Origin of the sequence: Pseudomonas sp. B21-019 (assembly GCF_024749225.1) — a bacterium.
In the GTDB taxonomy this organism is placed as follows: domain Bacteria; phylum Pseudomonadota; class Gammaproteobacteria; order Pseudomonadales; family Pseudomonadaceae; genus Aquipseudomonas.
On record NZ_CP087193.1, the window covers coordinates 1,433,356 to 1,458,836 of the forward strand.

Consider the following 25,481-nt stretch of genomic DNA (forward strand, 5'->3'; position numbering starts at 1 on the left):
ATAGCCCCGGGCGACGCGCAATGAAAGTGCCTATACGAAGGCTTTACGGCACTTGTCGTGATCGATATGAACACCTTATTAATTTATGATCCCAGCCTTTCCCCCGCCGATTCCGAGCTGCCATGAACACCGTCATCCGCCACGTCATTCCCGCTGACCTGGACCGTTGCTACGCCATCGAAACCGTTGCCTACGAAGGCGACGAAGCCGCCACCCGCGAGAAAATCGCCACCCGCATCGCCACTTGGCCCGAGGGCTTCATCGTCGCCGAAGTGGATGGCGTTGTAGCCGGTTTCGTCAATTCCGGTGCGGCGTTCGAGGTGGAAATGTCGGACGAGGCGTTCAAGGAACTGATCGGCCACGACCCGGCCGGCCCGCATGTGGTGATCATGTCGGTGGTGGTGCATCCGGATTATCAGGGGCAAGGCCTGGCAAAACGCTTGATGGATGAATTCATCCAGCGCATGCGCGCATTGAACAAGGCCAGCATCCATTTGATGTGCAAAGAGCGGCACATTGCGCTGTATGCCGGGTTTGGGTTTGTCTACATCAAGCCTTCGGCGTCCGACCATGGCGGGATGGCGTGGCATGAGATGGTGCTCACCCTCTGATTGATCGTTCCAACGCAGAGCGTGGTAACGACCAATCCTCTAATAGAGACTATCGCGCACCCTGGCCGGTGCTTCCCGGTCATACGTCTCGGCATCGAACTGCCCATCGTTCAGCCGTTTGTGAAACGCGCCAGCGGTTGGCAGGGCAGAGCGGTCGAGGTAGCGCTCGGGGTTCCACAAATCCGAACGAACAATCGCTTTCGAACAATGGAAATACGCCGCTTCCACCGTCACCAGCATTACTGTGCGCGCCGGTTTGCCATTGACGGCAAAACTTTCCAGCAATGCGGGCTCGGCGCTGATCTGCGCCGTGCCGTTGACCCGCAATGTCTCGCCAATTCCCGGAATGATGAACAGCAGCGATACTCGCGAGTCGAGCACGACATTGCGCAACGTGTCGATGCGGTTGTTACCGGGGCGATCCGGGATCGCCAGCGTGCGCTCATCGATGATCCGCACGAAACCCGGCAAATCGCCGCGCGGCGAACCGTCCATGCCGTCGGGGCCGACCGAGCTGATAATCACCAGCGGCGAGGCGCGGACCATCGCCTGATAGTCCTCGTTCAGAAAGGGGATCTGCTTGCGTACCGCGCGCTCATGGGGCAGGCCGTAGATCGCTTCCAGCGCTTCGATTGAATTCAACATTCGTTCATCCCTCCATGAATCAGAAAACCAGCCCCATCCGTCGTTCGTAACCGATCCGGCCTTTGTACGCTTCGCCGCTGTCGACAAAACCGTATTTGGCATACAGCGCGATGGCCGATTCATTGTCCGCATCCACCGACAATTCCAGCCCTTTGATTTCCGGCCAGGCTTGGCGCGCAACATCGGGCAGGGCTTGCAGGCAGGCCTTGCCGTAACCTTTGCCCTGGGCGCGACGATCGACTTGCAGGGCGTGCAGGGTGGCGCTGTGTTCGTCGGCCCAGGCCGGCAGCACCGGCGGGCGCTTGAGCAGCAGGAAGGCCACCGGAACCTCTTCGGCCAGCAGGGCAAAGCCTTTGACGCCAGGGCCCGGTTTGGACAGCAAGGTGTGCAATGCACCGTGGATGTCACCGGAGAATCTGATTTGTTCGGCGTGGATTTCGATGGCCTCGACCTGTTGGCGCTGCAAGGCGTTCAGGCTTTCGTAAGGCACGAGTCGGGCTGTCACTGGAGTGTCCTTTTTCCAACACAAATGAGCCTCGGATTCTAGCGAGTTTGCCTCCATGGATTATTTTTATTTCGGTTGTCGATTTGGCTTTTCGCCAGACGACTAAAGGTGTCTTCAACAAAAAACGTGGAGAACCCTCATGAACGCTCAGACACAAATCCATAACTTGATCGAGAACTACCGTCAGGCGGTCATCGCCAAGGATGTGGAAAAAGTCATGGCCCTGTACGCCGACGACATCGTCTCCTTCGATGCCGTCAAAGCCCTGCAATTCAAGGGCAAGGCGGCCTACCGTGCGCATTGGCAGGAATGCCTGGAGATGTGCCCCGGCCCGCATATTTTCGAATTTCACGAGATCAACATTGTGCCGTCGCAGGAGGTCGCTTTCGCTCACTGGCTGGCGCATTGTGGCGGCACCAATGAAAAGGGTGAAACCCAGGCTTGCTGGATGCGCGTCACCGCGTGCTATCGGCAGGAAGCGGGGCTCTGGCAGATTGTCCACGAACACTGGTCTGCTCCGTTCGACATGACCAGCGGCGCGGCTCTGTTCAACCTGGAACCCTGATGGTCGGGCGGTTTATCGGAAAGCAGCGTCAAAGCGCCAATCGACAGCCATAGTTGATCAGTTCGGTCACGGCAAAGCCGCCTGAAATGGAGAGTCCCATGAAGTATTTATGCCTGGTCTACAGCAACGAGCACGAATTGCACTCACTGCCCGAAAGCCCCAACGACGCCGAGTGCATGGCCTATGCCGAGTCGATCCAGGGCAGCGGCCGGATGATCGCCGCCGAAGCGCTGGAGTCGGTGCAGACCGCGACCACCGTGCGCATGCGCAACGGCAAAATGTCGATCACCGACGGCCCGTTCGCTGAAACCAAGGAGCAGTTGGCCGGCTTCTACCTGATCGATGCCAAGGACCTCAATGAAGCCCTCCAGGTCGCCGGTAACATTCCGGCGGCCCGGGTCGGCTGCGTCGAGGTGCGGCCCGTTCGCCAGTTGAATGTCTGAATAACTATCACAACAGGAGTTCTTTTATGAGTGTGCGAACCGTCCAGCGAAAAATGGCCCCAGGCATGCCGGACTGATGCCGGGCGAATCGGTACGGGCGCAAGTCGAGCAGGTTTACCGCGACGAGTCGCGGCGGATCCTGGCGACTCTGATCCGCTTGCTCGGCGATTTCGACCTCGCCGAAGAGGCGCTGCACGAGGCGTTCTTCGTCGCGGTCGAGCGCTGGCAGCGCGACGGTGTGCCGGACAATCCGCGCACCTGGCTGGTGTCCACCGGTCGTTTCAAGGCCATTGATGTGTTGCGTCGGCGCGCGCGTTTTAACGCGTCCCGGCCGTTGTTGATCGCTCAACTGGAGGCGCTGGAGCAGGCCGACTGGAGTGACGAAGACGTGGAAGACGATCGCCTGCGCCTGATCTTCACCTGTTGCCACCCGGCACTGGCGGCGGACGCTCAAGTGCCGCTGACTCTGCGTGAAGTCTGCGACCTGACCACGGAAGAAATCGCCCGGGCATTTCTCTCGGCGCCGGCGACCATCGCCCAGCGCATCGTGCGGGCGAAGGCCAAGATCCGTGACGCGAAAATCCCTTACCAAGTGCCCACCCTGGCGGAACTTCCCGAGCGACTCGACAGCGTGTTGCGGGTGATTTACCTGGTGTTCAACGAAGGGTACTCGGCGTCTGTCGGCAGCGAGCTGACCCGTGAAGAGCTGACGCGCGAAGCGATTCGTCTCGGTCGGTTGTTGATGGAGTTGTTGCCTGAACCGGAGGTGATGGGGCTGCTGGCGCTGATGCTGTTGCATGAGTCTCGGCGCCTCGCCAGGACCTCCGCGAGCGGTGAGCTGATTGTGCTGGATGAACAGGATCGCTCGTTGTGGAACGCCGAGCTGATTGCCGAAGGTTGCGCCTTGATCGAGCGGGCGCTGACGACACGGCGCTTCGGACCTTATTGCCTGCAAGCGGCGATTGCCGCGGTGCATGCCGAAGCGCTCTCGGCGGCAGAGACGGACTGGGCGCAGATTGTCGGTCTGTACGACGTGCTGCTGCGGGCGGTGCCGTCGCCGGTGATCGAACTGAACCGCGCGGCGGCGCTGTCCAGGCGCGATGGCCCGCAGGTCGGGCTGACGTTGATCGAAGGGATTCTGGCCCGGGGCGAGTTGCTGGATTACCACCTGGCGCATTCGGCACGGGCAGAGTTTTGCCGGCAGTTGGGAAGGGTGGAAGAGGCGCGAGCGGCGTATCAGCGGGCGCTGGAATTGACGCAGCAGGTGCCGGAACGGCGGTTTATCGAGGGGCGGCTCCGGGCGTTGGAGTGATGTGATTTCACTGGCCCCATCGCGGGCAAGCCTCGCTCCCACAGGGTTGTGTCGAATCGCAAAGGTGTGATCGCCTCAATCCTGTGGGAGCGTGGCTTGCCCGCGATAAGGTCCGCAGGACCTTCATTCCAGCATCTTGCTCAATAACCAACTCCCCGCTGGCCCCGGCGGGTGCAAACGCGACCACAGCGCATCGACATACACCGGTTTCGGCCAGCCGCGCACTTTCAATTCCACCAACGAGCCAGCCCCAAATCGCCCCACCAGCCATCGCGGCAACGGTGCCCAGCCGAACCCTCCCTGGGCCATTTCCAGCAGCATCAGGTAACTCGGTGCCGACCAGACCCGCCCCTTCGCGCGGCTTTCATACGGATTGACGATCGTCGCCAGACGCAGTTCGCGGTGCTGTTGCAGCACGTCCTGATCGATGTCGTTCAGCGTCGCCAACGGGTGCGCGTGGGACACGAACAGGGCGATTTCCGTGCGCTCGTCCACCGTCGAGCTGACCAGGTCCGGCGGGTAGCTGTCTTGCATCTCGGCGAAGGCGACGTGCGCGCGGCCGCGTTGCACCAGTGCCACCAGGTCATCGCATTCGGCGATCAGGCATTCAAGTTCGAGGTCCGGGTAACGCTGCTCGAAAGCACTGAGCGCCGCTTCGAAACGGTCGGACTGGTAAGTGTCGGAAATCGCCACGGTCAACTTTGGCTCGATGCCTTGGGACAGTTGGCTGGCGGTCATTTCCAGACGGCTGGTGGCGGCCAGAATCTCCTCGGCCCGTTGCAGCATGACGTGCCCGGCCGGAGTCAGGCTCGGCTTGCGACTGCTGCGGTCGAAGAGGACAAGGTTCAGGTCGATTTCCAGGCTCGCCACGGCGGCGCTGATGGTCGACTGACTGCGCCCGAGCTTGCGCGCCGCGGCGGAAAACGAGCCTTGGGTCGCGGCCTCTACAAACGCCAGCAACACTTCGTGGGAAGCCATGAACTATCGCCTTGATCGATGGTTATTGGTTATGAAGTATCGATGTGATGGCAGATCATGGCAACCACAGTCACTCAGGGAGTCTGGCCATGAACGCCAATAAATCCATCACTGAACGAATTCTCCAGGCCATCGGTTTCGAACTGCTGGCGATATTGATCTGTACTCCACTGCTGGCCTGGGTCATGGATAAACCCATGCTGGAAATGGGCGTGGCAACCATGGCGATTGCAGCCCTTGCCCTGGCCTGGAACGTGGTCTTCAACGGCCTGTTCGACCGTTTGCTCAAGCGCTTCGCCATTGTGCGTAACGCTTGGGTGCGCGTGGTGCATGCGCTGTTGTTCGAAGGCGGGCTGGTGGCGTTTGGGGTGCCGTTGATTGCCTGGTGGCTGAAGATCAGCCTGTGGCAGGCGTTCCTGCTGGATATCGGCGTGCTGCTGTTTTTCCTGCCGTACACCTACGTGTACCACTGGGGTTACGACGTGGTGCGGGAGCGGTTGATGGTGCGCAGGGCTTTGGAAGGGTAAAAGCAAAGATCGCAGCCTTCGGCTGCGATCTTTTGATCTTTGTTTACAGGAACTTGTGCATCAAACGTGGAAGTAGCCCACGCACGAATCGAACGGCAGGCGCTTGAGTTCGATCTTGTTCAGGTCGAGCACTTCGCGCAGGGCTTTGGTTTCGCCGGGGAAGTTGCGGTAAGCGACTTCGTCGAGCACTACGATCGCGCCTTTTGGCATGTACGGCAGGAAGGTTTCCAGAGCGACTTTGGTCGACTCGTACAGGTCGGTGTCGAGGATCAGCATCGCCACCACCAGGTCCGGACGCGTCTGGACCCACTCTGGCACAGTCTTGACGATGTCGCCTTTGACCAGCTCGCAGCGCGGGATACGGTTGACCGGGCGCAACAGGTCGTTGGCGTCGATCATGTCCTGGATCAGCGACTGGTCGGTGTCGGAGAACATGGTCTCGTTGACGTCCGCCGGGTCTTCTTTCTTGTCGATACTCTGGAAGCCTTCGAAGGTGTCGAAGCCGACGATCGACCGGTTGATCGCGTAGGGTTCCAGAATCATCGACAGGTGCATGTAGAGCATCAGCGAGTTGCCCTTGTACACGCCGCATTCAATGATCGCGCCAGGGATCTCGGCGACTTTCTTGAACAACTCCATGCGCGACAGTGCAGCGGTCACGCCGATGCGGTGGGCGAAGACAAATGGCGCGTCGGCCACATACTCGGCGTCGACCCGTTTCAGGACATTGGCACGGGTTTCGTTGTATTGAGCCTCGGCGGGCGTAATGCGACGCTTGGTCATTGCTGGATTCCTTGGAATTTCGAAAAGTCGTGAGCGTGGAAATAATCGTTGAACCCAGCACCGACGTCCGGGCAGGCGCTGTCGACGTTGATCGCGCCGCGCTTGTGCTTGAGGTCGTCAAGGTGCATCAGGCGGAAGTCCACGCTGAAGCGGGTCTGTTGCGTGTAGTTGGGAACCGTACCATGCAGGTGAGAACCGGAAAAAATCAGCATGTCGCCCGTGTTGCCGGCCACGCGGATTTCCGAAGAAGTATTGATCTCTTCCAGCGGAACCGGGTGTACCCGTACTTCTTCCTTGAGGTTCTCCTTGGCCCTATGACGCTGGTTGTTGATCCAGTCGGACAGGCTCCAATCCTTTGAAGTGTTCTTCACCGGTACATCGAAATAACCGCCATTGATCATCATGGTCTGGTCAGGGCTGATGGTATGCACCGGCATCCAGGTGTTGATCTGACAGTCGACGCCGCCGTACCAGGTGTCGCGATGGGGTTTGTAGGCATAGCTGACGCCGGCATGCAGGTAGTCGAAGTTAGGCACTACGCGGATCCGTGGCACGTCGAATATGTACTCGCGAGGGTCGACACCGATTTCATCGATGAAGCCCAGAATCAAGTCCTTGGCGCGTTGGCTGTTAGTGAACTGGCTCTTGAGGCGAGTGACCAGGACCACGAATTCTTCCACCGGCATCAACGTGTGCAGGGCCTGGTGATTGGTCTCGCCGTCGAAGGCGGCAGTGATGCTTTCTTGGGCAAACGCACACAATTCTTTGGCCGTGCGTAGCTGAGTGTTCAGGAAGATGTCGCCTGCGTAGATGGCTTCTTTGAAGTCAGCTTTCTTCTGAAGCTGATTGATATACAGATTCACGGTTCCCCTCCTGAATACATCGAGTCTTTTAATAGTCGGCAACACGGTAGCAAACTGAAGTGCTATCCGGCGGGAGAGGGATCAATAAACGATTAATCCCATGAATTTGCGACGAAATGCTTTCGCCGGGCAAAAAAATCCCTGTAGGAGCGAGGCTTGCCCGCGAAGAACGATAACGCGGTCATTCGGGTAGACCGCGGTGCATTCTTCGCGGGCAAGCCTCGCTCCTACAGGGGGTGGGTGTTCAGGTTGATCAGAACAGCTTGGTGAACAACCAGTACAAGCTGCCCGACAGCACAATCGCCGCCGGCAAGGTCAGCACCCAGGCCATCAGCAGGTTGCGGATGGTCTTCATCTGCAAGCCACCACCGTTGGCGACCATGGTCCCGGCCACGCCTGAAGACAACACATGAGTGGTCGATACCGGCAGGCCGAACATGTCGGCGGCGCCGATGGTCAGCATCGCCACGGTTTCTGCCGAAGCACCCTGCGCATAGGTCAGGTGCGTCTTGCCGATTTTCTCGCCGACCGTCACCACGATGCGTTTCCAGCCGACCATGGTGCCAAGCCCCAGGGCGATGGCCACCGCGATCTTCACCCACAGCGGAATGAACCGCGTGGCGTTGTCGATCTGTTGTTTGAACAGTTGCAGCTTGCCGGTGGTGTCGGTGTCGAAGTTTCCGACCTTGTTCTTGTCCATCAGGCGAATGGTTTCGCTGGTCAGGTACATGTCGTTGCGCACGTTGCCCATCGCTTCTGCCGGGACTTTCGACAGCGAGCCGTAACCCTTCACTTCGTTACCGATCTGGCCCGCCAGCGCGGCGAGGGCGGGGATCAGTTGCGGGGTGGCTTCCTTGTTGCGCATGTAGTCGGTCAGCACCGGGCGTGGATCGGTGGGCATCGGCAGTGGTGTGTTTCTCATCAGGGCTTGCTGGGTGACTTCGGCCACCGCGGCGAATTGCAAGGCCTGATCCGCCGGCATGGTGCGGTTCAACGCATACGCCATCGGCAGCGTGCCCACCAGAATCAGCATGATCAGGCCCATGCCTTTCTGGCCGTCGTTGGAGCCGTGGGCGAAGGACACGCCGGTGCAGGTCAGAATCAACATGCCGCGAATCCACCACGGTGGCGGGGTGTCGCCTTTCGGCGCCTTGTACAGTGCGCGATTTTTGACGAAGACACGCAACGCCAGTAGCAACAACGCGGCGAATGCGAAGCCGATCAGCGGCGACAGCAGCAACGCGTAACCGACCTTGGTCGCCTGGGCCCAGTCCACGCCACTGGTGCCGTCGCGGCCGTGCATCAAGGCGTTGGCCACGCCGACACCGATGATCGAACCGATCAGGGTGTGCGACGAAGAGGCCGGCAAGCCCAGCCACCAGGTGCCGAGGTTCCACAGGATGGCGGCGATCAACAGGGCGAAGATCATCGCGAAACCGGCGGAGGAGCCGACCTGCAGAATCAGCTCCACCGGCAGCAGGGCGATGATGCCGAACGCCACCGCGCCGCTCGACAGCAACACCCCCAGGAAGTTGAAGAACCCGGACCAGGCCACGGCGAAATTCGGCGGCAAGGAATGGGTGTAAATCACCGTCGCCACGGCGTTGGCGGTGTCGTGAAAACCGTTGACGAACTCAAAGCCCAAGGCAATCAGCAGCGCGACGCCCAACAGCAGAAACGGCGTCCAGGTGGTGACCACCGTGCCGAGTTCGCTCATGTCGTGCATCAGGCTGTAGGCGGTGAACAGCAGTCCGCTGCCCAGCACGGCAAAGAACATCACGAAGGTGAGCAGGCCGGGTTTTTTATCGAACTGCGGCCTGGCGCCGCTGGCGGGCGCCTGGGAGGCGGCGGTGAAGGAAGGCGTAGCCATGCCGGACAATCCTGAGCAGAGAAGGAGTGTCGCCCATGATCGTTGCTAAATATTACAGTGAGACTGCGCTGGGTCAGTGTTTGGTTTTTTTGTGGGGCTAGAAGTTAATGCAGGCAAATATCTGTGGCGAGGGGGCTTGCCCCCGTTCGGCTGCGAAGCAGTCGTAAAACCAGAGAATGCGGTTTGAATGAATAAACCCGATAAGGGCCGCTACGCAGCCCAACGGGGGCAAGCCCCCTCGCCACAGGATTGGGATAAGGCCTTGGTACTTTGCTTAATAATCACGTCGCTTACGAAACGCCCAGCGCCCGGCAATCAGGGTAAACGTCGCCACCAGTGCCACCAGAATCCAGAACCCCTCCGGATCACCGGCAAGCGGCACTCCGCCGACGTTCATGCCGAAGAAACCGGCAATGATGTTGATCGGCAGCGCCAGCACCGTGACCACGGTCAGGGTGAACAGCGTGCGGTTGCTCTGTTCGTTGAGATTGGCGGCGATTTCTTCCTGCAAGAGCTTGATCCGCTCACCGAGCGCGGTGAGGTCGTTGATGATCAGCGCAAACTCCTCGGTGGATTTGCGCAGCTCCTTGACGTCCTCCTTCTGCAACCATTGCGGAGGGCGATTGAGCAGGCGTAGCAACGAGCCCGGCTCCAACGCCAGCAGCCGTTGCAGGCGCACCAATACCCGGCGGTTGGCGCCCAGTTCGGCGCGGTTGGTGGACAGGCGCGACGACAGCAATTCATCTTCGATCTGATCGACACTGAGGCTGGTCTTGCGCACGATCTGCGTCAGCACTTCGCCCTGATCACGCAGCAAATGCACCAGCAATTCCAGCGGAGAGCGAAAGCATTCACCGGCCTTCACCGAAGAGCGCAGCTTGTCCACCGAGTGCAGCGGTTGCAGGCGCGCGCTGATGATCAGCCGACTGCGGGCGCAGACCCACAACGTCGAGACATCCGAGGAAACCATGCTGCTGAGGTTGAACACCACGTCGTTGACCACCGCCAGCAACGCCGAATCGACATGCTCGATGCGCGTTGAACGGGACCCTTCATGCAAGGCTTCGAAAAACTCGTCGGGCAATTCCAGATGGCTTTTCATCCAGCGCTCGCACGCGGCATGGGCCAGGTTCAGGTGCAGCCAAAGGAACTCGTCGCTGTCCTGGGGCTGTTGCAGACAGTGCAACGCCTTGGCCGAATCGATCTCTCGGCCACGCTCGCCGGGGCGAAAACTGAAACCGTAAAGCAGGCCGAACAAGTCGGAGTCGCGATGGCGTTGGTCAATGCTGTGGTTCATGAAGTCTCGCTGCGAGGAGGCGCCTGTCGCGGGTTTTACAGGTTCACTTGAGCCCCATCATTGCAAGCGCTCATGACGGTTTTGTGACGGCGAGGTGTACGCAAACGATTGCGATACCGATGGTCGGATTCTCCTCAAGAACCGCTCTGGAACGCCGATCAAGCTTGGGTTAAGTTTGCGCGCCTTCGGCCAAGGGCCAATGTGACAGACAGGGATGTCCGGATACTTTTCACGCCTTCATCAGCGTGCCTCATTCCTGTTTCGAGTACTTCCCGATGTCTTTGCAAAAGTCCCTTCGAGCACAAATTCTCGCCCTGTTGAGTGGCAGCCTGTTGGCGATGTTGTTGATCGCTTTGGCCTGCTTTCACTTTCTGTCCAACGGCGTTCAGAGCTACGCGAATCTGATTGAAGGCCCGTTGCACACTTCGCAATTGATTGATGAAGCCAACCTGCAATTCAAGGTGCAGGTCCAGGAGTGGAAAAACGTCCTGCTGCGCGGCAAGCAACCCGCGGATCTGGACAAATACTGGAAGCAGTTCGAGGAGGGGCAGCGCAATGTGCAGGGTATCCTCGGTGAACTGGCCGGGCAGAAGGGGATGGAGCCGCAACTCAAGACCCGCATCGAACGCCTGCGTGAGGAGCATCGTGTATTAGGTGCGGCGTATCAGAAGGGCCGTGATGCCTACGTGGCCGCTGGTGCCGACCCATCGGCCGGCGACAATGCGGTCAAGGGCGTGGACCGCGCTGCCAGCGAGCAGATGAATGAACTGGTCAGTGAACTGCGCAAGCAGAGTTTCGAACAATCGAAATTGATCAGTGCCAGTGCCGATCGCACCGTGTTGCTGGGGATCGCGGTGATGCTGGTGTCGGGTCTGCTGATTGGTTTGTTGAGTCTGTGGCTGGTCAATCGCAATCTGGTGGAGCCGATCCGCAAACTGATCGACTACGTGGCGCAACTCAGCCAGGGCCGGTTCGCCGAACGCGTGGCCAGCACCCGTCAGGACGAGTTGGGCAACCTGGCCAGGGCCGCCAACACCTTGCGCGATTTCCTCGCCGAAACCTTCAGTCGTTTGCAGCGCAGCGCGTCGGACCTGGACAGTGCCAGCGGTGAGCTGAACTCGATTGCCGGCCTCATGGCCAGCGGCACCAACGAGCAGTTCAATCGCACCGATCAGGTGGCCACGGCGATGAACGAAATGTCCGCCACCGCGCAAGAAGTCGCGCGCCACGCCGCCGAAGCGGCACGTGCGGCCGACGATGCCGATCAGTCCGCCCAGCAAGGCGAGAAGGTCATGCAGGGCACCATTCACACCATCACCCAAATGCGTGGCGAAATCGCCAACACCGCCACGGTCATCCGTCGCCTGGAAGAAGACAGCGGGCGCATCGGCAAGGTGCTGGAAGTGATTCGCGGCATCGCCGAACAAACCAACCTGCTGGCGCTCAACGCGGCAATCGAAGCGGCCCGTGCCGGTGAAGCCGGGCGTGGTTTTGCGGTGGTCGCCGATGAAGTGCGCAGCCTGGCCCAGCGCACGGCGGCGTCGATCATCGAGATCAACCAGATCATTCAAACCGTGCAAACCGGTGCGGTGGATGCGGCCCAGGCCATCGAAAGTGGCCAGTCGCGCAGCGAGCAAAGCGTCGAGCAAGTGACCCAGGCCGGCGCCATGCTCGAGCGTATCACCCATGCCGTGGAAGCCATTCGCGACATGAACCGCCAGATCGCCACCGCCGCAGAAGAGCAGACTTCAGTGGCCGAAGACATCTCGCGCAACCTCACCGAAATCACCAGCATCGCCAGTACCAACCTGGACAACGTGCAGCGCACCGAAGCGGCCAGCCATAACCTGCATGGGCTGTCAGGGCAATTGAATGAGGTGACGGCGCGGTTGAGCGCCTAGTGAAATGGGCTGTGTACCGAATCGGTTACCGAGTGGTACACGCATTCCTTGTATCAGCAGCCGAAGGCTGCGTTCGGCTGCGTAGCGGTCGTCAAACCAGTGATTGCGGTGTGTCAGGCAGACCGCGTCAGCCGGACTCACGACTGCTGCGCAGCCGAACGCAGCCTCGCAAGCTCGACAGCTGCTACAGATCGCATTGCAAGCTGAAGGTAAACGTCGTGCCCTGCGGCTCGGTCGATTCCACCTCCAGTTTGCCGCCATGGGCCTGCGCAATCTGATCGGCAATGTACAAACCCAATCCGAGGCCAGCCTGCGGTGTTCCGCCGGTCGGTCGCGAGTAGGGCTGGAACAGCTGCGGCAGTGCATCCTCGGCAATCAGCCCGTGGTTTTTCACGCTCAACACGAACTGCCCTTCGTTGACCTGCGCACTGACCTCGATCGGGCCGTCGGGATCGCCGTGGACGACGGCGTTCGCCAGCAGGTTGGACAGCAACTGCGCGACCCGTTCGCGATCGCAGTGAATGTCGCTCAGGTCGCCAATCGACGACTGAATGATGCGCTTGGGGTGAATGCTCCGGATCTCGGCAATCACATGCCGCAGCACATCTCCCAAATCAGGGCACGGCTCGATATTCACCGGGATGCCGTGACCCAATGACCCCCGCGCGAAGTCCAGTACATCGTCGACCAGTTTGGTCGCACGCCGGGCGCTGGTGAGGATATGCCGCGCCCGTTGCTCATTCGCCGGGTCTTTGAGTTTGCGCAGGAGCATTTCGGCACCGGCGCTGATGGCGAACAAGGGGTTACGCAGATCATGACCGAGCACGGCGATGAACTGTTCGCGCAGTTCGGTGGTTTTACGTTCCTTGATCGGCGCCGCTTCGGTCCGTTGCAGGTTTTCGTCGGCTTCGATTTGCAGCGCGAGCATCCGGGCGAACGATTCCATGGTGCTCTGGATCGTGCTGGACTTGAGCGGCGCGGGATCAGGATCGAGGGCGCAGAGGGTGCCGAAGAAGCGCCCGTCGGTGCGAAATACCGGCACGGCAATGTAGCTTTCGAAGGGATGGTCGCGGCAGAGCGGGTCTTCACTGACCTTGTCGATGACCACTGACTGCTGGCCCCGGCGAATTTCTTCGCTCAGCGTGGAGACCAGCTGCAGTTCATCGCCCACTTGCACGCCGAAATCCAGTCGATCGAGCACCGCGCAGGCGATCCAGGTGTTGTCGATGACGCGGGCCACCGCCGCGAACCGCAAACCGGTCAACTCACCTATCACCTGAAGAACCACCGGCACCGCGCTGATCCGGCTGATCGTGGCGATATCTGCTGTCGCTGTTTGCCCCATATCCCTGGTTCTCTGCTTCAACATGCTGAGTGGTGTTGAGGGATTCTAGCGGGCTTGCGCAAAAGGGCGCGACTTCGTTCATCACTTCAGCGATTTGCCTTACGCCGAACGCAAAAAAGCCGCAAGACCCGAAGATCGTGCGGCTTTTTGCAGTTGAATCACTTGTCTTGTTTGTTGCTCAGGACCTTGCCAGTGGCGGCATCGAAGTCCACGTCCCATTCGGTGTTGTCAGCCAGACGCAGTTCAACTTCATATTCGTAACCGTTGAAGTGGTTATCCAGGTCGGTATCAGTAATCGTGGCGCCCGGATGCAACTTCAGCGCGGCCTGGTTCATTTCTTCCAGGGGTTTGATCTTGCCGCTTTTGACCAACTCGGGGATCTGGTCGACGCGAACGTCAGCTTGGGCCAGGCCGGCGGTGAGGGTCAGGGCGGCAGCGGTGAACAGGGCAGTTAAGGTTTTCATCAAGTTCTTTCCTTGGAGGAGCTGTTTAAGTGGGATCAGGTTAAACAGCGCAACTTAATTCACCCTTAATTACCGTGGCGCCCGCGAAACAGGCGCCACGGTCTTGAATCAATACCCGTTGTTCTGCAACAACTGCGCAACACTCGCCGCCGCCGGGCGTTTATAGAACTTCAGCAGTTCGCTGGCGCGATTGGTGAAGATGCCGTCGACACCGGCATCCGTCACTTTCTGATAATCCACGGCATCGTCGATGGTGTAGACGTGCACCAGCATGCCCTGATCGTGGGTGAACTGGTTCATCCACGGTTTCACCAGGTCTGAATAGCTCTGATCGCCGCCCTTGGTCAGCGCGGCAGAAGGCCCGGTGCCGATAGCGCCCTGGGACTTGGCGTACTCGACCCATTGCTGGAATTCGGCTTTGTCTTTCGGTTCCTGTTTGGCGTAGTAAGTCGCTTTGTCCTTGTCTCCGGACTCAGCGAACGCCACTTTGGATTTCGGCTCGATGCTGCCTTCGCCGACCCACAACAGCAGGATTTTCGGCACTTGCGGCATCTCCTTCTCGAGCAGTTCGAGGCTGCTCTTCTCGAAGGTTTGCAGCACGACTTTGCCTTTCCCCTGGCCGACCGCCAGATTACTTTTTGCCAGTTTGGAACCCGTCGGGCTCAGCCAACCACGGTCCTGCAATTTATCCTTGAGATCGCGTTCGATGCCGGGAAACTGCTTTGGCTCCTTGGTTTCGATGTACAGGCCAGGCTTGTGCAGTGGATTGCCTTGGGCGATGTCGATGATTTCGTCCAGGGTCAGGATCTTCAGACCCACGTAGCCAGGACGCGCGCGATCCGGGTACGCCGTGTTGAACCAGCTGCCGGCATCCAGGGTTTTCAGTTCGGCGATGGTGAATTCGTTGGCCGGGCTGTCCTTGCGCTCAGGGAATTTGGTGGCGACGTCGGTGGTGCGTTGCAGGTTGTTGTCGTGCAGGGCGAACAGCACGCCATCCTTGCTGCGTTGCAGGTCCATTTCCAGGTAGTCGGCGCCCAGGTCGCGAGCCAGTTTGTAGGCCGCGGCGGTGGATTCCGGTGCATCGAAAGAGGCGCCACGGTGGGCGATCACCGCCGGGTGCGGAATGCCCAGGCGGGTTGCCAGTGCGCTGGGGCTTGGCTCGCTGGTGGCCTGTGCCTGGCCGAGGCCGAGCATCAGGCTCAGCAGCAGCGCGCTTTTGGTGAAGGAGACAGGCATGGTCGAAGTCCTTTTGCGATGAGTTTTCAAAGACGTATCTTTTAACAACTGAGCGCCGCTTGTGCTATCACCAGACCGACATAAACGTGTTTAAAGAAGATTTCTTCGACGCTTTTGTGCGGCTCTTTGCAGTAATCTTCACACCTGCAGTTTCCCCGGCAGAGGGAAACCCGTTCACTTGCCTGCGTGTAAACCATCGATCACCGGTCCTTAGCGACCTTTTGTGAGGTTTACCATGCGCATCACTTCCCAGCTCATTTGCCAGGCCGCCGACCAACTCAAAGGCTTCGTCGGCCTCAATCGCAAAACCGGCCAGTACATCGTGCGCTTCAGCGAAGACGCCTTCGGCATGGACGTGGCTGACGACGGCATCATCCCCGCCAGCGAATTCGTCTGGGCACCCGGCCCCGAGCAGACCATGACGCTCAAGCGCGAACTGATTCAGTTGCTGCTGGACCAGAACATCGACGACCGGATCAACATCACCGAGCCGCTGCGGGTGTACATGAATCGACAGGACCTGCCGCAGATTACGGCGGTGAGGAGTTTGGTGCGGGGGTGAGGGTTTTGCGGTGGCTGTTCTGGCGTCTTCGCGGGCAAGCCCGCGAAGACGGCCTCCAGAATCACCGGGTCATTCACTGTTTGAACGCATAGGCCCGCTCAACCTTGCACACCCGCGTATGACACGCCGAATACCAGGTCGATCGCCCACGCTCACGAATCGCGCTGTGCTCGGGGTGATGCTTCCAGGCCAGGATCGCCGCTTCGCTGGCCCAGTAGGACACCGTAATCCCGAGCCCATCCGCGCCCCGGGCCGATTCCACGCCCAGGAAGCCGGGTTGCTCACGGGCCAGCTCCACCATGCGTTCGGCGGCCTGTTCGTAACCGTGATCGCCTTCGGTGCGCAGCGAAGTGAAAATCACTGCGTAGTAAGGTGCTGCAGGTGTCTGGGCGATCATGATTTTTGCCTCGCGCAGGCCTCGATCAATGCCTTGACCAACGGCGGCAGCAGGCCTTTGAGCGCGGCGCGTTCCGGTTGGAACAGCGTTGCGACAAAGAATGGATGATCCTTCAGCTCCACTGCCCGCAGATCCCCCGCCGAATCGTGGCCAACCGCGTGCAACTGTCGCGTCAGTAGCTGCCGTTCAAACTCGGGATTCACACCGTAACGGCAACGGTAGCCTTCACGAATTTCAGCATTTTCGTACGCCTTGGCGATCAACGAGCCTTCAACCAAATGAATGCTGTCGACGGCTTCCACCAGCGCACAGGTCAGCGGCGTGAGTAACGCCCGCGTCGCGTTGGGCGAAGTCTCGCCGTGTTCGGCATCTTCCCAGCCCAATACGTTGCGGGCGAACTCCAGTACCGCGTGCTGAAAACCGCCGCACGTGCCGAGGAACGGCCGTTGTTGTTCCCGGGCAAAGCGGATCGCCCGTAGCGCGCCATCCATGTCGCGATAAGGGCTGGCGGGTACGCACCAGAAACCATCGAAGTCATCCAGTGGCGTATCGGTGGTGATGCGGTCGGTGGGTAGCCATTCAAATTGCAGGTTCATGCCGGTGTGTTCGGCGGCCATGCCGAGGGCGACGGGGATGGCTTGATGGGCGGTGACCTGTGGATCGTAGTCACCGATCAGGGCAATGCGGATGGCGTTGGTTTCCATGAGTGATCTCGACGCTTGTTGATTTCTGGCACCGACTATAGATTGGCGTTCACGCAATCAATATTGGCGTTATCCCAAGTGATCAATGCATCGACGCACTATCAGCTGGACTATCCCGACCTGTCCCTGATCCTCGCACTGGTGCGCGGCGGCTCTCTGGCCCGGGCTTCGGTGTTGTTGAAGGTCGACGTTTCGACAGTGTTTCGCGCGGTCCGCCGCCTGGAGGCCGCGCTAGGCCAGCAACTGTTCGAAAAAAGCCGCGTTGGTTACCTGCCGACGACGCTGGCGCAGACCCTGGCCGAGCAGGCTGAACGCGCCGAACAAGCGCTGGAGGCGGCGCGCATTGGCGTGGAGCAGGGCGGTGAAATCATCAGCGGCACGGTGCGCCTGACCTGCACCGATTCGGTCCTGCAAAGTCTGCTGTTACCGGCACTGGCGCGGTTCATGCCGTCTTATCCGGCGCTGACTATCGAACTCTGCACCTCCAACGACTTCGCCAACCTCAGCCGCCGCGACGCCGACATCGCCTTGCGGCTGACCCGCACCCCGCCCGAGCATCTGGTTGGCCGGCGATTGGCAGACATTTCCTACCGGGTCTGTGCCAGCGCGGCCTATCTGCAATCGGTCGAATCCCACGACCTGGCCTCATTGACCTGGATCGCCCCGGACGACTTTCTTCCCGATCACCCCACCGTCGCCTGGCGGCGTCAGCAGTTGCCCGGCGTAACACCCGGTTATCGCTGCAACAGCATGTTGTCGGTGACCGAGTTGGTGCGGGCCGGACTGGGCATCGCGGCGTTGCCGGACTTTTTGATCGGTGAAGAACTGCAACCGTTGACCGAGCCCCTGCACGGTTACGACACCGCGCTGTGGCTGCTGACCCGCCCGGACTGCCGCGCATTGCGCTCGGTGGTGACGTTGTTCGACGAGTTGGGGCGGGCGCTCCGGATCAAACCTTCGGTGGCTCCTTGCTGATGAAGTGTTGATGCATTTCCGAGGTCAGGCTTTCGATGCGCTCAGTCAGGGTCTTGGTGATTTCGGTGAGCCGGGTATTTTGCTCCAGCAACTCCTTCAGTTGCGCAGTGTTCCGCGCGGCCTGGGCCTGACGTTCACTGTTGGCGATGGCCAAGGCTTCACGATGTCGCGCATCGGCTTCGGACTGGGCTTTGTCCCGCGCCGCCTGACGCGTCTGGGCCAGCAGAATCAGCGGCGCGGCGTAGGCCGCTTGCAAGCTGAACGCCAGGTTGAGCAGGATGAAGGGGTACACATCGAATTGGGTTACGCCGGACAGGTTCAGGCAAATCCAGATCACCACCACCAAGGTCTGGGCGCCAAGGAAGGTCGGCGTGCCGAAGAACCGCGCAAAAGCCTCGGCGCGCAGGGCAAAACGGTCGGTACCGAAAGTAGGTGCCAGGTGCGCGTGAGGGCGATGGAAGCGCAGGTGATCGACAGGGCCGGTGATTTCGGTTTCGGTTTCGTGGGTCGGAGTGCTCATGATGCTCTCTGAAGGGGGCTGGGACTGAGGCTCACTATAGCTCCAGCGTCAGTCTCATTCAGAAACACATTACCGAGTTCTTATTCAGAGCGACCAATCAGCGATAAAACGGCGGACGTTGTCATTTTTTGCAGCTCAGCTCAGCACTCATAGCACGCCAGGAACATGTCCAGCGCAGATTCCACCACTGTGTGCTGCATCTCGGGCGACAGGCCCGTTTGGCCCATGGAAATCTGCGGCCAGAAGGCAAAGGACTTGAGCAACCCGTGGATCTGTTGCGCAGCGAACTCAGGCGCGACCTGTTTCAAGCGGCCATCGGCCTGGGCGGCACGAATCCACACGGTCAAACTTTCTTCGCGCTCACCCATTCGGGCAACCATGTTCTGCGCACGCTCGGGAGAGTGGATGGCGGCGGCGATCGCCACCCGCGCCAGGTCGAGAAAATTGTCATCGGCCAGCATCTGCAATTTCGCCTGCAACATCAGGCGCAGCTGATCGCGCAGGGGCAGGTCGTGGCGGTAGGCCGTTTCCTGTTCGGCCGTTACTCGGGTCCATAACTGATTGAGGATTTCGGCAAACAACTCTTCCTTGCTCGGGAAGTGGTTGTACACCGTGCGCTTCGACACGCCGGCGGTGGCGGCGATCTTGTCCATGCTGGTGATGTCGAAACCGTTGGTACGGAATTCGGTAATCGCCGCCTGGATGATGGCTTCGCGTTTTCGGTCGGTGAGGCGCTGTGGAGCTGTCATAAGTACGCTTCGGCAGGAAGAAGTGGAGAATTACACTTGGTAGTTTACTTGTGATCGGCTTTGATGCAACCTAGAAACTACACTGTGCAGTGTAATGTTGTGTTAATCCTGCACATTGAGAAATAGAATCTCGGCTGATGCGTGCATGCCTTGGCCATAAATCGTCCCAAGCGGAAAATCGTCAATTGTGCGGTTTTTCTGGAGTCATTCAGTCATGGCCACTTCAACTTCCCCAGCGAACAACGCTTCAACGCCTGAAGCGTCCCGACAGGCTCAAGGGCAGTACCGAAACCATGTGCCGGTGCAGCGCGAAGGCTTTCGCAAAACCTTGCGCATCCTTTGGAACTTCATCTTCAACAAACCGCACGACACCCGGCCGTCGGCCCCCGTTCCGGTGCAAACCCTGACCCAGGCGGCATTGATCGCCGCGCCTAACCACAGCGTCTATCGCCTGGGCCATTCCACGCTTCTGCTCAAATTGCAGGACAAGTTCTGGATCACCGACCCGGTCTTCGCCGAACGCGCCTCGCCCGTGCAATGGGCCGGCCCCAAGCGTTTCCACCAGCCTCCGATCAGCCTCGAAGATCTGCCGCCGATTGAAGCGGTGATCCTGTCCCACGATCACTACGACCACCTCGATCATCAGGCCGTGCTCAAACTGGCGGACAAGACCCGCTACTTCCTCACACCCCTGGGCGTGGGTGACACCCTGATCAAGTGGGGCATCGACGCCAGCAAAGTGCGGCAACTGGATTGGTGGCAGGGCACCGAGGTCGATGGCCTTCAATTCGTCGCCACACCCTCGCAGCACTTTTCCGGTCGCGGCCTGTTCGACGGCAACAGCACCCTGTGGGCGTCGTGGGTGATGATCGACGGCGACACGCGGATCTTCTTCAGTGGCGACAGTGGCTACTTCGACGGCTTCAAACGCATCGGCGAGCAGTACGGCCCATTCGACCTGACCCTTATGGAAACCGGCGCCTACAACGTCGAGTGGCCTCACGTGCACATGCAGCCCGAGCAAACCCTGCAAGCGCACATTGACCTTAAAGGGCGCTGGTTGCTGCCGATCCACAACGGCACCTTCGACCTGTCGATGCACGCCTGGTACGAACCTTTCGACCGTATTCTGGCGCTGGCCTGGGAACGGAACGTGTCGATCACCACGCCGCAAATGGGCGAGGCGTTCAACGTGATGTATCCGCAGCGTGGTGGCGCGTGGTGGCTGGATCTGGAAAATACGATGAAGGAAAAAGGACACATTGCTTGTAGCGGCTACAAGTCTGGATGAACTTTCGTACGGCCTTCGTTCCTTGTCGCTGACAGTCGTTTCCTACGGCTTCGGTAGGCTTTGAGGCGAGTGAAATGACTCACTCGTGATTAGCCATAATAAGGACGTTTTACATGAAGGACATTTTCAAAAGCCGCATGACGGTGCTGGCGCAGGCCATTGTGCTTTCCGTCGCGGGTTCCGCTTACGCCGATGACACCGCTGCAGCATCTGCAGCGGTCAACGCGCTCGAATACGAGAGTGTCAGCGAACTCACTGCAAAGATGGAGCGCAACGAACTCACCTCCGTAGCACTGGTGAAGCATTTGCAGGCGCGTATCGAGGCACTGGACAAGCAGGGGCCGGCAATCAACGCGGTCATGGAGCTCAATCCCCAGGCCATCGAGATTGCAATGGCGCTGGACAAGGAACGCAAGGACGGAAAGGTTCGTGGTCCGCTCCACGGGATTCCGGTTCTACTTAAAGACAACGTCGATACCGCAGACACCCTGCAAACGAGCGCGGGCTCACTGGCCATGGTCGGCCAACCAGCCGCAAACGATGCATTTGTCGTCAAGCAGCTTCGTGACGCAGGCGCAGTCATTCTCGGCAAAACCAACATGAGCGAATGGGCTTACGTTCGACAAATGGGCTTGCCCCACGGTTGGAGCGGCCGAGGTGGCCAAGGGAAAAATCCCCACGTACTGGGCGGCGAAATGTGTGGTTCCAGTTCCGGTTCGGCCGCAGGCGTAGCCGCCGGGTTCGCACCGCTGGCCATTGCCACCGAAACCAACGGTTCGATCACTTGCCCCGCCTCGGCCAACGGCGTGGTGGGCATCAAGCCGACGCTGGGGCTGTTCAGCCGTTCCGGCATCATTCCGATCACACGTCTGCAAGACACCCCCGGGACCATGACGCGCACCGTTCTTGACGCCGCGCTCATGTTCAACGTCCTGCAAGGTGTCGATGCTTCGGACGCCGCAACCAGCGACGCACCGGTAGGTGTCGATTACACCGCATTGCTCGCCAAGGATGCCTTGGACGGCAAGCGAATCGGTTACCCAATCGAGTACCTGGGGCCGGACGGTTCGGTGTTGCGCCCCGGTTCTGAGTTTCTGAGTGCATTGGCCACCCTGGAAAAACAAGGCGCTACCCTGGTGCCATTAAAAGTCCGGCTGCCAAATATTGAGGGCTACTTCAATGTACTCATGGCGGGCATGAAACATGAGCTGCCGGAGTACCTGGCCAGCCGCTCCGGATTGCCGATCCAAACGCTTCAAGGGTTGATCGACTTCAACGAACTCAAGCCTGGCCCTGAAGGTTACGGTCAACAGATGCTCAAAGACATCAGCAAACTGGACATGAGCCACGCACAGGCATCCGAACTGTTCGCGGCACTCAATGCCAGCTTCAAGGAAGCCATCGATGAGCAACTGACCGGGCACAATCTGGACGCCCTGATCGCCGATGCCGACGGCTATTCGCAATTCAGTGCCGCGGTGGCCGGCTACCCAGCCATCACACTGCCGTCGGGCATGAAGGGCGATGGCCTGCCCACCTCCGTGTTCTTTTACGGCCCGCGCTGGAGTGAACCTAAACTGTTGGCCCTGGCTTACAGCTATGAACAGGCTTCGTTAGAACGTCAGGCTCCGGCGTTTAAACAGCAGTAAAGGGATGTAACCGGGCCAGTGAGTTTTGTGGTGTCACTGGTCTGGTATGTCACGCCTGAGCATGGAAAGACATTCCACCATCCTGGTTTCACCGATGTCACGAAAGCTTCCACGTAACATCTCAGAAAGCGTGGCTTGCGACAGACCCATAATTTCAGACGCCTGAACGTGAGTCAGCTGACGAGCTTTGATGACCTCACCCATTTCGGTGGCAAGTTTTGATTTGGTGCTCATCGCTATTGCGTTATCCATTCCGAGATCTTCATAAGCGTTCCCGCTGCTTTCTTCTATTTCAATCATTGCCTGATTCCTTTTGTGTGATCCTGCAAAGCGCCTCAATCGATAACTTCACTCACTCAACCATTCCATAATCTGCCCGCCCCACCGGATTCGGTGTGGACCCTTTCACATTCATCCCTCGACCCGGTGCAAACCCCGGGAAGAACACCAGGCCTTGCGATTCAAACCGATACGCCAACGCCAGCCGGGTGACATCCAGCACCTCACGCTCTGCTTCGAATCGCTGGATGGCGTCAACGGAAACCCCGGATTCCTCGGACAACTCTTCCACACTCCAACCCAGCATCGCTCGGGCCTGGGCGCAGTGGGCGGGGGTGAACTGGAAGAGGGCGATACGTTCCAGGGTGATTTTCATTGCAAGAGAGGCCATGGTTTTCTCCGGGGATCGAGCGTGGCGATTCGAAAATGTACTGTGTTTTTGTACAGTTGTTCTGCGCCCGGATCAAACTCATTTTTTGATCGATTGTCTTTTTTCGCTCAGGCAGGGGCGTTGGACCGACTACGCTGTCTCTAGGCGGTTTCCTGAAAGCTCCAAATGATTGAACGTCAGCCTTCTGATCTTCAATGCAGGAAAGGTGGCGTTTCAAAAGCAGTGCGCCACAGCGTTATGCGGGGAAGGGAATCATGAAAAGACTACGTCTGCTATGTGCCCTGATCAGCTTTACAACTCTGCCGGTCCTGGCCGATACGGCATCGCCAAACAAAGATGCCTTTGTCACCAACCTCATCAATCAGATGACCCTCGACGAAAAAGTCGGCCAACTGCGGCTGATCGCTATCGATGAAAAGATGACGCCCGAAAAAATCTGCCAGGAGATCACTGCCGGGCGAATCGGGGGGACATATGGCTCTGTGAGCCGTTATGTAAACCGCCCCATGCAGGACGCGGCTCAACAGAGCCGCCTGAAGATACCGATGTTTTTCGGTTGGGACGTGATACACGGTCATCGAACCATTTTCCCCATCGGCCTGGCCCTGGCCTCCAGTTGGGATATGGACGCCATCGAGTTGAGCGGTCGAACGGCGGCGAAAGAAGCCAGTGAGGACGGTATCGATATGACCTTCGCACCGATGATCGATGTCGCCCGTGATCCTCGTTGGGGGCGCACATCCGAAGGCTTCGGTGAAGACACCTATCTGGTTTCACGCATTGCCAGAGTGATGGTCCAGGCCTACCAGGGCCAGAGCTTGAACGCGCCCGACAGCATCATGTCCAGCGCCAAGCACTTTGCGTTGTATGGGGCTGTCGAAGGAGGGCGCGACTACAACAGCGTCGACATGGGCCTGGCCCGAATGTACCAGGACTACCTGCCACCTTATCGTTCGGCGATCGAGGGTGGCGCGGGAGCCGTCATGGCGGCGCTTAACTCGATAAATGGTGTGCCGGCGGCGGCCAATAGATGGTTGATGCAGGATCTGCTTCGCAAAGCGTGGGGCTTCAAGGGACTGGTCATCAGCGACCATAACGGGGTAACCGATCTGGTTCAGCACGGTGTTGCGAGGAATCCTCGCGACGCGGCCAGGCTCGCCATCAGGGCCGGCATTGATATGAGCATGAACGACTCCTCCTATGGCCCGGAGTTGCCGGGGCTGCTTGAGTCTGGCGCTATTTCCCAGAGCGATATTGATAACGCGGTGCGGGAAGTCCTGGGTGCCAAGTACGACATGGGGCTGTTCGAAGACCCTTACCGGCGCCTCGGCGCTGCCAGTGAAAACGCAGCTGATAACAACCCCGAAAACCATCTGCACAGAGCGCAGGCCCGTGAAGTGGCACGCAAGACACTGGTGCTGCTGAAGAATGAAAACGGGCTCTTGCCGCTGAAAAAACAAGGCACGATCGCGCTCATCGGCCCGTTGGCAAAAAGTGCCGTCGACATCATGGGCAGTTGGTCCGCGAGCGGTGTGCCCGCGCAGTCGGTGACGATCTACGACGGGCTGAAAAACGCGATGAGCCAGGGCTCGCTGATCTATGCCCGAGGTGCCAATCTCGAGGAGGATCAGGAGGTTGTTAAATACCTGGAATACCAGGGCGTGTCCGAAATCGCCAACGACCCCCGTCCGGCAGCAGAAATGATTGACGAAGCCGTCAAGGCTGCACAGCAAGCCGATGTTGTGATTGCCGTGGTGGGCGAGCCCCGCAGCATGTCCCATGAAGCGGCCAGTCGAACCAGCCTCGATCTGCCTGGGCGCCAGAGTGAATTGATCACCGCCCTGAAAACCACCGGCAAGCCGCTGGTGCTGGTGTTGATGAACGGTCGGCCGCTGTCCATCGGCAAGGAGCAGAAACAGGCCGATGCGATCCTGGAAACCTGGTACAGCGGCTCCGAGGGAGGCAATGCCGTTGCCGATGTATTGTTCGGTGACTACAACCCGTCCGGCAAATTACCCATCACCTTTCCACGTTCCGTGGGGCAGATCCCCAATTACTACAGCCACCTGAACACCGGCCGTCCGTACCTGCCGGGTGCGCTTCGCAACTACACGTCGCAATATTTCGATCAATCCTATGGGCCGCTTTACCCCTTCGGCTATGGGCTGAGCTATACCGATTTCAGCCTGACCGACATGGCCCTGTCTTCGACCACGCTGAACAAGACCGACAACCTCGTCGCCAGCATCATGGTGAAAAATACCGGCCAGCGTGACGGCGAAACGGTGGTTCAGCTGTATATCCGCGATGTCGTTGCCTCTGTCGCCCGTCCGGTCAAAGAACTGAAGAACTTTCAAAAAATCATGCTCAAGGCCGGCGAGGAGAAAGCAGTCCACTTCAGCATTGATGAGAACGACTTGAAATTCTTCAACTCCCAACTTGAGTACGTCGCCGAACCGGGCGAGTTCCGGGTGCAAATCGGCCTGGATTCCCAGGATGTGAAGGAGCAGAGTTTTGAATTGCTGTCAGAACAAGCCAGTCAAGACAATCATCCGCCTGGTGCAGAACCTGTAGACGCGAGCGGTGCGGCGATCCGACTTGCCCACGAAGAACGATGAT

The 25,481-nt window shown here is 59.1% G+C and carries 27 protein-coding genes; 11 read left to right on the plus strand and 16 right to left on the minus strand.

The annotated features are described in order from the left end of the window. The first annotated feature begins 122 nt into the window (after nucleotides 1–122). A complete protein-coding gene (locus LOY36_RS06330) occupies nucleotides 123–611 on the plus strand; it encodes a GNAT family N-acetyltransferase (RefSeq protein WP_258672634.1) in 489 nt (162 codons plus the stop codon). Between the two features lie 39 nt (nucleotides 612–650). Here LOY36_RS06330 and LOY36_RS06335 read toward each other — a convergent pair whose 3' ends face one another. Together LOY36_RS06335 and LOY36_RS06340 are read right to left on the minus strand one after the other, a co-directional pair. Continuing rightward, the gene (locus LOY36_RS06335; protein ID WP_258672635.1) at nucleotides 651–1,256 is read right to left on the minus strand and encodes a pyridoxamine 5'-phosphate oxidase family protein; all 606 of its coding nucleotides are present in this window, start codon (nucleotides 1,254–1,256) and stop codon (nucleotides 651–653) included. A 19-nt stretch (nucleotides 1,257–1,275) separates the two neighbouring features. Then, on the minus strand, nucleotides 1,276–1,761 hold the full coding sequence (locus tag LOY36_RS06340) for an N-acetyltransferase (RefSeq protein WP_258672636.1): 486 nt from the start codon (nucleotides 1,759–1,761) through the stop codon (nucleotides 1,276–1,278). A gap of 139 nt (nucleotides 1,762–1,900) precedes the next feature. Between LOY36_RS06340 and LOY36_RS06345 the strand changes: the two genes are divergently transcribed. The 3 genes from LOY36_RS06345 to LOY36_RS06355 all read left to right on the plus strand — a co-directional run bounded on the left by LOY36_RS06345 (nucleotide 1,901) and on the right by LOY36_RS06355 (nucleotide 4,081). Next, on the plus strand, nucleotides 1,901–2,326 hold the full coding sequence (locus LOY36_RS06345) for a nuclear transport factor 2 family protein (RefSeq protein WP_258672637.1): 426 nt from the start codon (nucleotides 1,901–1,903) through the stop codon (nucleotides 2,324–2,326). A gap of 98 nt (nucleotides 2,327–2,424) precedes the next feature. After that, a complete protein-coding gene (locus LOY36_RS06350; RefSeq protein ID WP_019651728.1) occupies nucleotides 2,425–2,769 on the plus strand; it encodes a YciI family protein in 345 nt (114 codons plus the stop codon). 76 nt (nucleotides 2,770–2,845) lie between these two features. Continuing rightward, nucleotides 2,846–4,081, plus strand: coding sequence for an RNA polymerase sigma factor (locus tag LOY36_RS06355; RefSeq protein ID WP_258672638.1), 1,236 nt, complete (start codon nucleotides 2,846–2,848; stop codon nucleotides 4,079–4,081). 123 nt (nucleotides 4,082–4,204) lie between these two features. On the opposite strand, the gene LOY36_RS06360 is transcribed toward LOY36_RS06355, so the two are convergent. Beyond that, nucleotides 4,205–5,059, minus strand: a complete 855-nt coding sequence (locus LOY36_RS06360) for a LysR family transcriptional regulator (RefSeq protein ID WP_019651730.1) — start codon at nucleotides 5,057–5,059, stop codon at nucleotides 4,205–4,207. 89 nt (nucleotides 5,060–5,148) lie between these two features. On the opposite strand from LOY36_RS06360, the gene LOY36_RS06365 reads away from it, so the two are divergent. After that, nucleotides 5,149–5,586 (plus strand): multidrug/biocide efflux PACE transporter, encoded by a 438-nt coding sequence (locus LOY36_RS06365; protein ID WP_258672639.1) that lies wholly within the window; start codon nucleotides 5,149–5,151, stop codon nucleotides 5,584–5,586. Between the two features lie 60 nt (nucleotides 5,587–5,646). Here LOY36_RS06365 and LOY36_RS06370 read toward each other — a convergent pair whose 3' ends face one another. The 4 genes from LOY36_RS06370 to LOY36_RS06385 form a co-directional block, all read right to left on the minus strand. Then, a complete protein-coding gene (locus LOY36_RS06370) occupies nucleotides 5,647–6,369 on the minus strand; it encodes a TylF/MycF/NovP-related O-methyltransferase (RefSeq protein WP_019651732.1) in 723 nt (240 codons plus the stop codon). Beyond that, nucleotides 6,366–7,232, minus strand: a complete 867-nt coding sequence (locus tag LOY36_RS06375; protein ID WP_019651733.1) for a hypothetical protein — start codon at nucleotides 7,230–7,232, stop codon at nucleotides 6,366–6,368. The genes LOY36_RS06370 and LOY36_RS06375 overlap by 4 nt, the downstream gene beginning before the upstream one ends. Nucleotides 7,233–7,485: 253 nt before the next feature. Next, on the minus strand, nucleotides 7,486–9,102 hold the full coding sequence (locus LOY36_RS06380) for an inorganic phosphate transporter (protein WP_019651734.1): 1,617 nt from the start codon (nucleotides 9,100–9,102) through the stop codon (nucleotides 7,486–7,488). Between the two features lie 274 nt (nucleotides 9,103–9,376). Continuing rightward, nucleotides 9,377–10,399, minus strand: coding sequence for a transporter (locus LOY36_RS06385; protein WP_019651735.1), 1,023 nt, complete (start codon nucleotides 10,397–10,399; stop codon nucleotides 9,377–9,379). Nucleotides 10,400–10,674: 275 nt separating this feature from the next. Between LOY36_RS06385 and LOY36_RS06390 the strand changes: the two genes are divergently transcribed. Then, on the plus strand, nucleotides 10,675–12,300 hold the full coding sequence (locus LOY36_RS06390; protein WP_258672641.1) for a methyl-accepting chemotaxis protein: 1,626 nt from the start codon (nucleotides 10,675–10,677) through the stop codon (nucleotides 12,298–12,300). A 184-nt stretch (nucleotides 12,301–12,484) separates the two neighbouring features. On the opposite strand, the gene LOY36_RS06395 is transcribed toward LOY36_RS06390, so the two are convergent. From LOY36_RS06395 to LOY36_RS06405, 3 genes are all read right to left on the minus strand, one after another. Further along, nucleotides 12,485–13,645 (minus strand): GAF domain-containing sensor histidine kinase, encoded by a 1,161-nt coding sequence (locus tag LOY36_RS06395; RefSeq protein ID WP_258672642.1) that lies wholly within the window; start codon nucleotides 13,643–13,645, stop codon nucleotides 12,485–12,487. Between the two features lie 158 nt (nucleotides 13,646–13,803). Beyond that, on the minus strand, nucleotides 13,804–14,109 hold the full coding sequence (locus LOY36_RS06400; RefSeq protein WP_007934833.1) for a PepSY domain-containing protein: 306 nt from the start codon (nucleotides 14,107–14,109) through the stop codon (nucleotides 13,804–13,806). Between the two features lie 108 nt (nucleotides 14,110–14,217). Further along, nucleotides 14,218–15,345 (minus strand): glycerophosphodiester phosphodiesterase, encoded by a 1,128-nt coding sequence (locus LOY36_RS06405; RefSeq protein ID WP_258672643.1) that lies wholly within the window; start codon nucleotides 15,343–15,345, stop codon nucleotides 14,218–14,220. A gap of 235 nt (nucleotides 15,346–15,580) precedes the next feature. On the opposite strand from LOY36_RS06405, the gene LOY36_RS06410 reads away from it, so the two are divergent. Beyond that, nucleotides 15,581–15,907, plus strand: a complete 327-nt coding sequence (locus tag LOY36_RS06410; protein ID WP_019651740.1) for a DUF2025 family protein — start codon at nucleotides 15,581–15,583, stop codon at nucleotides 15,905–15,907. A 73-nt stretch (nucleotides 15,908–15,980) separates the two neighbouring features. On the opposite strand, the gene LOY36_RS06415 is transcribed toward LOY36_RS06410, so the two are convergent. Both LOY36_RS06415 and LOY36_RS06420 read right to left on the minus strand, forming a co-directional pair. Beyond that, complete coding sequence (locus LOY36_RS06415) at nucleotides 15,981–16,304, minus strand: antibiotic biosynthesis monooxygenase (RefSeq protein WP_019651741.1); 324 nt, start codon at nucleotides 16,302–16,304, stop codon at nucleotides 15,981–15,983. Next, on the minus strand, nucleotides 16,301–17,008 hold the full coding sequence (locus tag LOY36_RS06420) for a CTP synthase (RefSeq protein ID WP_258672644.1): 708 nt from the start codon (nucleotides 17,006–17,008) through the stop codon (nucleotides 16,301–16,303). Before LOY36_RS06420 ends, LOY36_RS06415 begins: the two co-directional genes overlap by 4 nt. Nucleotides 17,009–17,023: 15 nt before the next feature. On the opposite strand from LOY36_RS06420, the gene LOY36_RS06425 reads away from it, so the two are divergent. Continuing rightward, entirely contained in the window at nucleotides 17,024–17,983 is a 960-nt protein-coding gene (locus LOY36_RS06425; protein WP_258672646.1) for a LysR family transcriptional regulator, read from the plus strand. On the opposite strand, the gene LOY36_RS06430 is transcribed toward LOY36_RS06425, so the two are convergent. Both LOY36_RS06430 and LOY36_RS06435 read right to left on the minus strand, forming a co-directional pair. Next, complete coding sequence (locus tag LOY36_RS06430) at nucleotides 17,958–18,503, minus strand: DUF1003 domain-containing protein (protein ID WP_018926412.1); 546 nt, start codon at nucleotides 18,501–18,503, stop codon at nucleotides 17,958–17,960. The two genes, LOY36_RS06425 and LOY36_RS06430, sit on opposite strands and share 26 nt — an antisense overlap. 140 nt (nucleotides 18,504–18,643) lie before the next feature. After that, nucleotides 18,644–19,252, minus strand: a complete 609-nt coding sequence (locus LOY36_RS06435; protein WP_258672652.1) for a TetR/AcrR family transcriptional regulator — start codon at nucleotides 19,250–19,252, stop codon at nucleotides 18,644–18,646. A gap of 214 nt (nucleotides 19,253–19,466) precedes the next feature. Between LOY36_RS06435 and LOY36_RS06440 the strand changes: the two genes are divergently transcribed. Together LOY36_RS06440 and LOY36_RS06445 are read left to right on the plus strand one after the other, a co-directional pair. Further along, nucleotides 19,467–20,543 (plus strand): MBL fold metallo-hydrolase, encoded by a 1,077-nt coding sequence (locus LOY36_RS06440; RefSeq protein ID WP_258672655.1) that lies wholly within the window; start codon nucleotides 19,467–19,469, stop codon nucleotides 20,541–20,543. Between the two features lie 113 nt (nucleotides 20,544–20,656). After that, complete coding sequence (locus LOY36_RS06445) at nucleotides 20,657–22,192, plus strand: amidase family protein (RefSeq protein ID WP_019651746.1); 1,536 nt, start codon at nucleotides 20,657–20,659, stop codon at nucleotides 22,190–22,192. Between the two features lie 33 nt (nucleotides 22,193–22,225). On the opposite strand, the gene LOY36_RS06450 is transcribed toward LOY36_RS06445, so the two are convergent. Next, entirely contained in the window at nucleotides 22,226–22,492 is a 267-nt protein-coding gene (locus LOY36_RS06450; RefSeq protein ID WP_258672659.1) for a helix-turn-helix domain-containing protein, read from the minus strand. Nucleotides 22,493–22,544: 52 nt separating this feature from the next. Continuing rightward, entirely contained in the window at nucleotides 22,545–22,862 is a 318-nt protein-coding gene (locus LOY36_RS06455) for a helix-turn-helix transcriptional regulator (protein WP_019651748.1), read from the minus strand. Nucleotides 22,863–23,116: 254 nt separating this feature from the next. On the opposite strand from LOY36_RS06455, the gene bglX reads away from it, so the two are divergent. Continuing rightward, entirely contained in the window at nucleotides 23,117–25,480 is a 2,364-nt protein-coding gene (gene bglX, locus LOY36_RS06460; RefSeq protein ID WP_026346082.1) for a beta-glucosidase BglX, read from the plus strand. Nucleotide 25,481: the final 1 nt, after the last annotated feature.

Coding starts and splice junctions, on each gene's coding strand:
- LOY36_RS06330 (WP_258672634.1), top strand. CDS start 123: ATGAACACCGTCATCCGCCACGTCATTCCCGCTGACCTGGACCGTTGC.
- LOY36_RS06335 (WP_258672635.1), bottom strand. CDS start 1,256: ATGTTGAATTCAATCGAAGCGCTGGAAGCGATCTACGGCCTGCCCCAT.
- LOY36_RS06345 (WP_258672637.1), top strand. CDS start 1,901: ATGAACGCTCAGACACAAATCCATAACTTGATCGAGAACTACCGTCAG.
- LOY36_RS06350 (WP_019651728.1), top strand. CDS start 2,425: ATGAAGTATTTATGCCTGGTCTACAGCAACGAGCACGAATTGCACTCA.
- LOY36_RS06355 (WP_258672638.1), top strand. CDS start 2,846: ATGCCGGGCGAATCGGTACGGGCGCAAGTCGAGCAGGTTTACCGCGAC.
- LOY36_RS06360 (WP_019651730.1), bottom strand. CDS start 5,059: ATGGCTTCCCACGAAGTGTTGCTGGCGTTTGTAGAGGCCGCGACCCAA.
- LOY36_RS06365 (WP_258672639.1), top strand. CDS start 5,149: ATGAACGCCAATAAATCCATCACTGAACGAATTCTCCAGGCCATCGGT.
- LOY36_RS06370 (WP_019651732.1), bottom strand. CDS start 6,369: ATGACCAAGCGTCGCATTACGCCCGCCGAGGCTCAATACAACGAAACC.
- LOY36_RS06380 (WP_019651734.1), bottom strand. CDS start 9,102: ATGGCTACGCCTTCCTTCACCGCCGCCTCCCAGGCGCCCGCCAGCGGC.
- LOY36_RS06385 (WP_019651735.1), bottom strand. CDS start 10,399: ATGAACCACAGCATTGACCAACGCCATCGCGACTCCGACTTGTTCGGC.
- LOY36_RS06390 (WP_258672641.1), top strand. CDS start 10,675: ATGTCTTTGCAAAAGTCCCTTCGAGCACAAATTCTCGCCCTGTTGAGT.
- LOY36_RS06395 (WP_258672642.1), bottom strand. CDS start 13,645: ATGGGGCAAACAGCGACAGCAGATATCGCCACGATCAGCCGGATCAGC.
- LOY36_RS06400 (WP_007934833.1), bottom strand. CDS start 14,109: ATGAAAACCTTAACTGCCCTGTTCACCGCTGCCGCCCTGACCCTCACC.
- LOY36_RS06405 (WP_258672643.1), bottom strand. CDS start 15,345: ATGCCTGTCTCCTTCACCAAAAGCGCGCTGCTGCTGAGCCTGATGCTC.
- LOY36_RS06410 (WP_019651740.1), top strand. CDS start 15,581: ATGCGCATCACTTCCCAGCTCATTTGCCAGGCCGCCGACCAACTCAAA.
- LOY36_RS06415 (WP_019651741.1), bottom strand. CDS start 16,304: ATGATCGCCCAGACACCTGCAGCACCTTACTACGCAGTGATTTTCACT.
- LOY36_RS06420 (WP_258672644.1), bottom strand. CDS start 17,008: ATGGAAACCAACGCCATCCGCATTGCCCTGATCGGTGACTACGATCCA.
- LOY36_RS06430 (WP_018926412.1), bottom strand. CDS start 18,503: ATGAGCACTCCGACCCACGAAACCGAAACCGAAATCACCGGCCCTGTC.
- LOY36_RS06435 (WP_258672652.1), bottom strand. CDS start 19,252: ATGACAGCTCCACAGCGCCTCACCGACCGAAAACGCGAAGCCATCATC.
- LOY36_RS06440 (WP_258672655.1), top strand. CDS start 19,467: ATGGCCACTTCAACTTCCCCAGCGAACAACGCTTCAACGCCTGAAGCG.
- LOY36_RS06445 (WP_019651746.1), top strand. CDS start 20,657: ATGAAGGACATTTTCAAAAGCCGCATGACGGTGCTGGCGCAGGCCATT.
- LOY36_RS06450 (WP_258672659.1), bottom strand. CDS start 22,492: ATGATTGAAATAGAAGAAAGCAGCGGGAACGCTTATGAAGATCTCGGA.
- LOY36_RS06455 (WP_019651748.1), bottom strand. CDS start 22,862: ATGGCCTCTCTTGCAATGAAAATCACCCTGGAACGTATCGCCCTCTTC.
- bglX (WP_026346082.1), top strand. CDS start 23,117: ATGAAAAGACTACGTCTGCTATGTGCCCTGATCAGCTTTACAACTCTG.